The 6878-nt window shown below is 67.9% G+C and carries 7 protein-coding genes and 1 pseudogene; 4 read left to right on the top strand and 4 right to left on the bottom strand.

Annotation, left to right across the window (positions count from 1 at the left end; genetic code table 11):
- Position 1: 1 nt before the first annotated feature.
- Positions 2-373 carry a CU044_2847 family protein gene (locus ACFV6I_RS07430; RefSeq protein ID WP_380423858.1) on the bottom strand — a complete coding sequence of 124 codons (372 nt, stop codon included), beginning with the start codon at positions 371-373 and terminating at the stop codon, positions 2-4.
- Between the two features lie 289 nt (positions 374-662).
- The gene (locus tag ACFV6I_RS07435; protein WP_380423859.1) at positions 663-1151 is read right to left on the bottom strand and encodes a hypothetical protein; all 489 of its coding nucleotides are present in this window, start codon (positions 1149-1151) and stop codon (positions 663-665) included.
- 475 nt (positions 1152-1626) lie between these two features.
- Between ACFV6I_RS07435 and ACFV6I_RS07440 the strand changes: the two genes are divergently transcribed.
- Genes ACFV6I_RS07440 through ACFV6I_RS07450 form a run of 3 tightly spaced genes read left to right on the top strand, consistent with a single transcriptional unit; the run spans position 1627 to position 5012 of the window.
- The gene (locus ACFV6I_RS07440) at positions 1627-2832 is read left to right on the top strand and encodes a phosphatidylserine decarboxylase (protein ID WP_380423860.1); all 1206 of its coding nucleotides are present in this window, start codon (positions 1627-1629) and stop codon (positions 2830-2832) included.
- A gap of 27 nt (positions 2833-2859) precedes the next feature.
- Positions 2860-4272, top strand: coding sequence for a hypothetical protein (locus ACFV6I_RS07445; RefSeq protein WP_380423861.1), 1413 nt, complete (start codon positions 2860-2862; stop codon positions 4270-4272).
- On the top strand, positions 4269-5012 hold the full coding sequence (locus ACFV6I_RS07450) for a pyridoxamine 5'-phosphate oxidase family protein (protein WP_380423862.1): 744 nt from the start codon (positions 4269-4271) through the stop codon (positions 5010-5012). The genes ACFV6I_RS07445 and ACFV6I_RS07450 overlap by 4 nt, the downstream gene beginning before the upstream one ends.
- Before the next feature lie 219 nt (positions 5013-5231).
- Here ACFV6I_RS07450 and ACFV6I_RS07455 read toward each other — a convergent pair.
- Together ACFV6I_RS07455 and ACFV6I_RS07460 are read right to left on the bottom strand one after the other, a co-directional pair.
- Positions 5232-5558 (bottom strand): annotated as a pseudogene (locus ACFV6I_RS07455) (phospholipase domain-containing protein); the annotation flags it as partial.
- 88 nt (positions 5559-5646) lie between these two features.
- The gene (locus tag ACFV6I_RS07460; RefSeq protein WP_063352005.1) at positions 5647-6165 is read right to left on the bottom strand and encodes a tyrosine-type recombinase/integrase; all 519 of its coding nucleotides are present in this window, start codon (positions 6163-6165) and stop codon (positions 5647-5649) included.
- Positions 6166-6608: 443 nt separating this feature from the next.
- Here ACFV6I_RS07460 and ACFV6I_RS07465 point away from each other — a divergent pair, with 443 nt between their 5' ends.
- The gene (locus ACFV6I_RS07465) at positions 6609-6818 is read left to right on the top strand and encodes a DUF6243 family protein (protein ID WP_380423863.1); all 210 of its coding nucleotides are present in this window, start codon (positions 6609-6611) and stop codon (positions 6816-6818) included.
- Positions 6819-6878: the final 60 nt, after the last annotated feature.

Raw genomic sequence — 6878 nt, forward strand, 5'->3', positions numbered from 1 at the left:
ACTAGGCCGGGTCCGAAGCCGCCGGAGGCGCCGATGCCTCGGTGGGCTGCCGGTTCCAGGTGAGCGAGACCTTGAAGTTGGCCTCTGCGGCGGTACTGGAGATCACCACGTCGGCCTCGGCCGACAAGGACAGGCCGAACTCGATGCTGATCTCGTCCGGGGCGTGCGCCAGGCCCCGGAACCCCTCGATGAAGTCCTGCGCGACCGGACGCACCCCGGCCAGCATGTCCCCGAGCGAGCGTGTCGCCCGAGCCACCACCTGTCCGGGCCGGGCGACCTGCACCAGCCCTTCCCCGACCTGCTCGATCTCCACCCGGACCACGTCCTGCCCGTCGCTCACCGAGCCGACGGGCAGTTCCACGAAGTACGCCATGATCCCCCCGGATCTGGTCAAAGCCCCCGAACAGAGCACCACTTGTGAGGTGCCGCCTGCTCACCGTAAAGGCCTACCGGCCTCCGCGTCCCGGAATCATGACTGCCGGTCAGCTCGGGCCTCCCGTCGCCGGCGGCCCGCGCGATGGTCCCGCTGGTGAAGGGCGACGGCGGCTGAGCCGGTCCCGATCCCGACGGGAATCCGTGAACGGGCCCGGGGGCGGGGCACACCCGGGGCGGGGCCCCCCTCACCCCCCCCGCCCCCCCCCCCGCTCGTTGGCGCGTAGGTGCTACATGTTCCACATGGCCGTCGTGGGGCGAGGCGTGGGGGGAACGGACGTGGGCGGGGCCCAGACGCCGTTCTCGAAGAAGTCCTTGATGGTGGCGTACCAGGGCTTGTAGGCGATCTTCTGATCCGCCAGCCAGGCGTCGTTGTAGTACTCGTTCGTGTAGCGGTCGCCCGGGTCGCACATCACGGTGGCGACGCTTCCGAGTTGGTGGCCGTCGTTCATGCCGAGCAGGATCCGGATCGCGCTGAACACGCCGGTTCCGGTCGAGGGCCCGGCGTGGATGCCCCACTCCGTCCGGTCGGAGAGGTGGCGCATGGTGGCGACCGACGCCGCGTCGGCGACGCGGATCATGCGGTTGACCGTGGTGGGCACGAACGAGGCTTCGACCCTGGGCCGGCCGATGCCCTCGATGTGCGAGCCCTGGTCGGTCACCGTGGGGTCCTGCCAGTACCAGCCGTCGAAGTACGCGGAGTGCTCAGGGTCGGGCACGCACACCCGGAGCTTCTTGGCGGTGTACCGGGCGTACCGGTACCGGGCGGCCCTTCGCCAGCCGACCGCTGGCCAGGGTGTGGGTGAGCAACGCCGCCGCGAGCCGGTGCTTGTGGCCGCGGGCGATCTTCGATCGGGGATGCTGAGGAAGGTGCACAGGAAGTCGGCCCGGCCGACTTCGTGTGCACCTGGGGCACGCCTTTCGGATCACGCCGGGTGGTCGCCACCGGGGCGGTCGCAGGTGCCCGAGACCGCCCGGCGCGTCCACCGCCGGTATCGGCCTCTCGCGCCGAAGTGCCCCTGCGGGTCTGCCACTTCAGGACCCTCCGCAGCCGGGAGCGATGCGGGGTGTACCGCCGGGCGGAGGTGGTTTTTAGACGAACGGAGTAGCCGCAGGTGCGGTTCTTCAGGGAGCGGGACGTACTGGTGAGAGGGCAGCGCCCAGGGGGTCCCGTCGAACGGAAGGACGCAGGACATGGAGTCGCAGAACATCAAGGAGTTCAAGAAGAAGGTCGAGGCGCTCTACGACGACGAGAAAAGCGATTTCAGGCGCAAGTTCGATGCGGCGATCAGGGGTTTGACGCCGCCCACGGTGTACCCGGACTCGGACGTCTACAAGGACTGGCGAGGGGCGACCGGAAAGACCCTGGCAGAATTCTTCGTCGAATGGTACGACTGGGGTTGGAAGCAGCCCATCTCCGACGGACTGAAATACATCCGCAAATTCAGCTGGATCAGCTACGAGAACGCCGCGGGACTCGCATTCGTGACCAGCGAATCAGGGCGTGAGGTACTGGCGGACTTCACACAGCTGCAGGGCCGGCAGATGGACTCCGAGGATTCCGAGAAACTGGTTCAGCAGTGGATCGACGAACTCGGCGAGAAGCGGATGGAGGACTTCAAGAAGGGGGACTGGTCGACCCTCAACAAGTTCTTCATCAGGGAACTGAAGCCCGGCAAGCGGCCGATCGACCACCCCGACGACCCCAGCGTCGTGACCGCCCCGACCGACTGCGTCATCAACATGATCGTCGACAATCTGGCGCCCGACACGCCGCTCCCGATCAAGGCGGCCGTGACCATGAGTGTCAGCAGGCTGCTCGACGGCTCCGAGTACGCCGAGAAGTTCATCGGCGGCACGGCCGTGTCGTGCATCCTCATGCCTGACACCTACCACCGCTACCACGCCCCGGTCGGCGGCGAGGTGGTCGAAGCCCGCGACGACGTCGGCGGCGTCTACTACGGGATTCGGGACTTCCCCGACCTGCTCAACAAGGGGAACGTCGGCTACGGGTACGACTACAGCCTGTTCGAGGACTTCCGCCGCGGATACGCCATCATCAAGACGCCCTACGTGGACCACCTCGGGGAACCGGACGGCGAAGGCTATGTCGCCCTGGTGCCCGTCGGCCTCAACTCGATCGGCTCCGTGAGATTCCTCGATCCGTTCCGCAACATCACGGCGGAGTCGGACCCGGTCGACGTGAAGAAGGGCGACGAGATCGGCTACTTCCAGTACGGCGGTTCACTGAACATCCTGCTGTTCGAGGAGAAGCGGTTCCCCGCGCTCCAGCTCCTCATGGGCCAGCGGATCGGGGTCCTCCAAGAGGTCGCGCACACCGAGCGCCACTTCGAGCGCTACGTCCGCCCGCTGCCCGGGCGCGTCACGCCGACGTCCTGACCTCCCTCCCGAAACGGAAAGTGAACCATGCTTCGTCAGCCCGTTTACTCGATCCCGGCGAACGCCTTCGACACCCAGACGATCCACTTCTATCCCGACCCCGAGAAGAAGGACGACGAAGGAGTCCCGAAGACGGTCCGCTCCTACGCCGGGTACGCGGACGTCGACGGCCCCGGCACCGAAAGCAGCCGCTTGTTCTACTGGTTCTTCGAGAGCCAGACCTGCGACCCCCACGTCGACGCCGACAAGCAGAAGGACCTGATCGAGAAGGCCCCTCTGCTGATCTGGCTCAACGGCGGTCCCGGCGCATCGTCGCTCCTGGGGCTGTTCCTGGAGAACGGGCCGCTGCGCATCGGTGACGACGCTGCCGGGACCATTTCGGTCAGCCCCGACTCCTGGAACCAGGAAGCCCACGTCATCTACTGGGATCAGCCGGTCGGCGCGGGATACAGCTACTGCAAGAAGTCGGGAACGTACGTCCAGGACGAGGACGAACTCAGTGAGATGTTCCACCGGGCGCTGGTTCAGTTCCTCGAAACGTACCCGGAGTACCAGCAGTGCCCCCTCTACGTCTGCGGTGAGAGCTACGCGGGCAAGTACGTGCCGTACATCGCCCAGAAGATCCAGCAGAAGAACCTCGCGAAGACCGGAACGCGCGTCAATCTGAAGGGGATCTCCGTAGGCAACGGCTGGATCACCCCGGAACTCTCGATCCGCGTCATGATCGACTACGCCTACGCGTCCGGATTCCTCGGCAAGGGCCAGAAAGACATCCTGGAATCCTCGTACAAGCACTTCCAGGACGCCATCAGCGGCGGCAGGATGGAGGAGGCCACCGATCTCGGCAACGGCCTGGTCAACGCGATCCTGGCCTACGGAGGCGACTTCGACGTCTACGACGTACGGCGCTGGGAGGACCTGTCCGCGGGTGCACTGGGCTCCTACCTCAACAGCGCCGCCGTCAAGGAGGCCCTGCACGCCGACCACGAGTGGAAGTCCGAGGACAACTCCGGTCCGGTGGCCATCGCGCTGAAGGCCGACAACATGGCGGACGCCTCGCCGCTGTACACCGAACTCATCCACGCGAAGGAGAACTACAAGGTCCTGCTCTACACCGGGGACTTCGACACCGCCTGCGGCTACCAGAGCACCGAGGAGATCCTCGACGAGATCATGAAGGACGGCTGGCAGAAGGCCCCGCGGTTGATCTGGAAGCAGGCGCAGGGCCACCCGAAGGGCTTCGTCCGCACCCTGAACAACGTCACCCAGGTCGCGGTGCCCGACTCCGGGCACGAAGTGCCGGCCTACCAGCCGCGGATCTGCCGGGAGATGCTCTACAACTGGCTGTTCGACCGCCCCTTCCACGGCCAGGACCCCGAGAGCGCAGCCCAGGCCATCCTGGCCAAGGCCCAGGAGGACGCCGAGAAGAAGAGCGGATGAGCGGTCACCTCAAGCGGACGGAGGAGACGGCCGACCTGGCGGCGGCCACAGCCGTCCTCAAACAGGCCTACGTCTGCACCCTCGCCCACGTCGACCCCGAAACGGGCGGGCCGAGGTGCGTGCCCATGGTCTACGCCTACCACGAGGAGGGGGACGAGCGGCGCCTCTACCTGCACGGCTCCGTCTACTGGCCGCCGCAGACCGGGCTGGCGCCCTCACTTCGGCAGCTGTGGAACGACGCCGGGGTCCACGTCTGCCTGGCCGTCACCGTGCTAGACGGCCTGCTCGTCGGGCGGGCGGCGATCAGCACCTCCCTCAACTATCGCTCCGTGGTGGTGGACGGCATCGCCCGGACGGTCGATCCGGCGGACCGGGCGAAGGCGTTCGAGGCGCTCAGCGATCAGGTCATCCCGGGCCGGTGGCCCGAGCTGCGCCCGATCAAGGACGGCAAGGGCGGCAAGGTCAGCGAACTGGACTCGGACAAGCAGCACACCCCCACCGTCGGGGTCCTCTCCATCAGCCTGACGGAGAACACGACGGTGGTGCGCCTCAAGCGGCACCACGCCGCCGAGCCGGAGCACGAGACCCAGGAGGACTGGGACTGGGACCACGGCAACGCCTGGGGCGGTGTGCTCCCGATGCGCCAGGTCTACGGGCCGGCGATCCCCGACTCCCATGTCAAGGACAAGGAGGCCGCCCCGCCGGACTCCGTCCAGCGGCTCATCGGCAGGACCACCTAGAGGTCGGCGGCCCCGGTCCGGGACGACCGGGGGGCGGTGATCCCCGACCAGGCGGACACGGTGCACTGACCCCGTCGGCACGGCCGATCGGTCCCCTCTCCGGCTGTCCGGGAGGGGACCGATCCCCGAAGGTCGGTCCAGCTCGGTGCACCGGGACCAGAGGTTTCGCGGCGGGCCCATGGCGATGCTCTCCTTACCGTCCTCCAGATGCCCGGCGAGGCGGCGACTGTAGGAGGGCACGCCGTCGACGGTGAGGGTGAGGTCGTACCAGCCGTGGGCGGCGTCGGTGTCGTGCTGGAGAGTGAGTGTCCTGCCCGCGTCCACGGTGTGGGTTTCCCCGCGGGTGGGGTCGAGTCGGTCGTCGATGTCGGCGGTCACGGGGGTGTCTGCGTGGTTGGTCAGGATGATGCCGAGGGTGTGCGTGGACTCGGCGATGGCCGTGGTGACGACGAGGGCGGCACCCGGCCCGTGGCGCGGTCCGGAGAACTCACGGCGGAAGCCGTTGGGCCCGGACCTTGAGGAAGACGAGCTCCCTGCCGCTGACACGAGGCTTGGGCGTCTCTGACCGGCGCTCCGGCCAGAGACGCCCCGCGCTCGGTTCCAAGCCGTAGTGCCGAAGTCGTTCGACGCGTGGCTACGCCGCCCGCTGGAAGACTTCGCCAGGCCCGGGGGCCGGACTCCGCCCGACGGCGGCCCGGTCGAGAGCTTGGGCCAACGCGAGCACGGCCTGGTCGGCGGAGTCCTTGAGGAGGTGGCCGTAGAGGTTGATCGTGGTCGCCAGGGTGGCGTGGCGCAGGGTCTTGGAGATGACGGCGATGGGGATGCCCTCGGCGATCATGATGCTGGCCGCGGTGTGGCGCAGGTCGTGCAGGCCGATCCGGGGCAGGCCGAGTTCGGCGGTGCGTTTGCGGAGCTGGTCGAGGACCCACTGGGGCCGCAGGGGCGATCCATCCGAGTTGGCGAAGACCAGGCCCTCCAGCCGGCCCGCTGGATGGGCGGCCATCTGGATCGCGGCCTGGCGGTGGAGGGCGGTCATGACTCTGGGGGAGAGGCTGATCCAGGCGCGGCTGGCCTCGGTCTTGGGCTGGTTGAAGTGGAGGTCTCCGTTGTCCACGGCGGACAGGGTCCAGCGGACGAACAGCTTGCGGCCCATGAGGGAGATCGGCAGGTGAATCGCCGCTGCCCGAGCCAAGGGTTGTCCCGCAACGGCGGGACGCAAGTGAGATGACCTCTCATGCCATCAGTGTGCTCGCGACCACTGGCAACGCCCCCGCGGCCCGGCAACGCCCATCTGGACAGGGCGGGCGGCGACGACCGGCGGGTGCTGGCGGGTGCTGGCGTGCTGGGATTCCGAAGGAACCGGTCGGCCCCGGGCGCTCGCCGAAGGCCCGGCCGACGCGGGGGCGGCGAGAAGGTTGGTGTGCAGGGCCGACGGAACCGGGTAACGTCTTTGCCATGTTCTTCCAGACCCCGATTTACGAGTGAGCGCGTGATGGGCCCCTGCTGACGTCCTTCGACGTCGCCGCCCGTCCCCCACCGATGAATCCGTAGATCACTTCACTTCACTTCACTTCACCACCGGGAGAACCCACGACCGTGAGCAAGAACATCAACAACCCCGTGGGCATGGGCGGTGGCCAGCGCAAGAGGCAGTCCCGCGCCGAACGGCAGAACAACGGTCCGCACCGCAACCTCGACCGCCAGGGTGCAGCCGACCAGAAGGCGGAGCTGGTGCGCAAGATGCGTGAGAAGGCAGGAACGGCTGAGGGCGCCGGGCAGGCGGGCGGCGACATCGTACAGGGCTGACGCACCGCCGCCGCAGCGCGGCACCGCACGGGGCAGGGCGGGGGGCCCCCCCCCCCGGGC

This window comes from Kitasatospora sp. NPDC059803, assembly GCF_042732255.1.
GTDB lineage: Bacteria > Actinomycetota > Actinomycetes > Streptomycetales > Streptomycetaceae > Kitasatospora.

What these genes read in the sequence shown, in the direction of transcription:
- ACFV6I_RS07430 (WP_380423858.1), bottom strand. Translation starts at nt 373, where the DNA reads ATGGCGTACTTCGTGGAACTGCCCGTCGGCTCGGTGAGCGACGGGCAG.
- ACFV6I_RS07450 (WP_380423862.1), top strand. Translation starts at nt 4,269, where the DNA reads ATGAGCGGTCACCTCAAGCGGACGGAGGAGACGGCCGACCTGGCGGCG.
- ACFV6I_RS07440 (WP_380423860.1), top strand. Translation starts at nt 1,627, where the DNA reads ATGGAGTCGCAGAACATCAAGGAGTTCAAGAAGAAGGTCGAGGCGCTC.
- ACFV6I_RS07445 (WP_380423861.1), top strand. Translation starts at nt 2,860, where the DNA reads ATGCTTCGTCAGCCCGTTTACTCGATCCCGGCGAACGCCTTCGACACC.
- ACFV6I_RS07460 (WP_063352005.1), bottom strand. Translation starts at nt 6,165, where the DNA reads ATGGGCCGCAAGCTGTTCGTCCGCTGGACCCTGTCCGCCGTGGACAAC.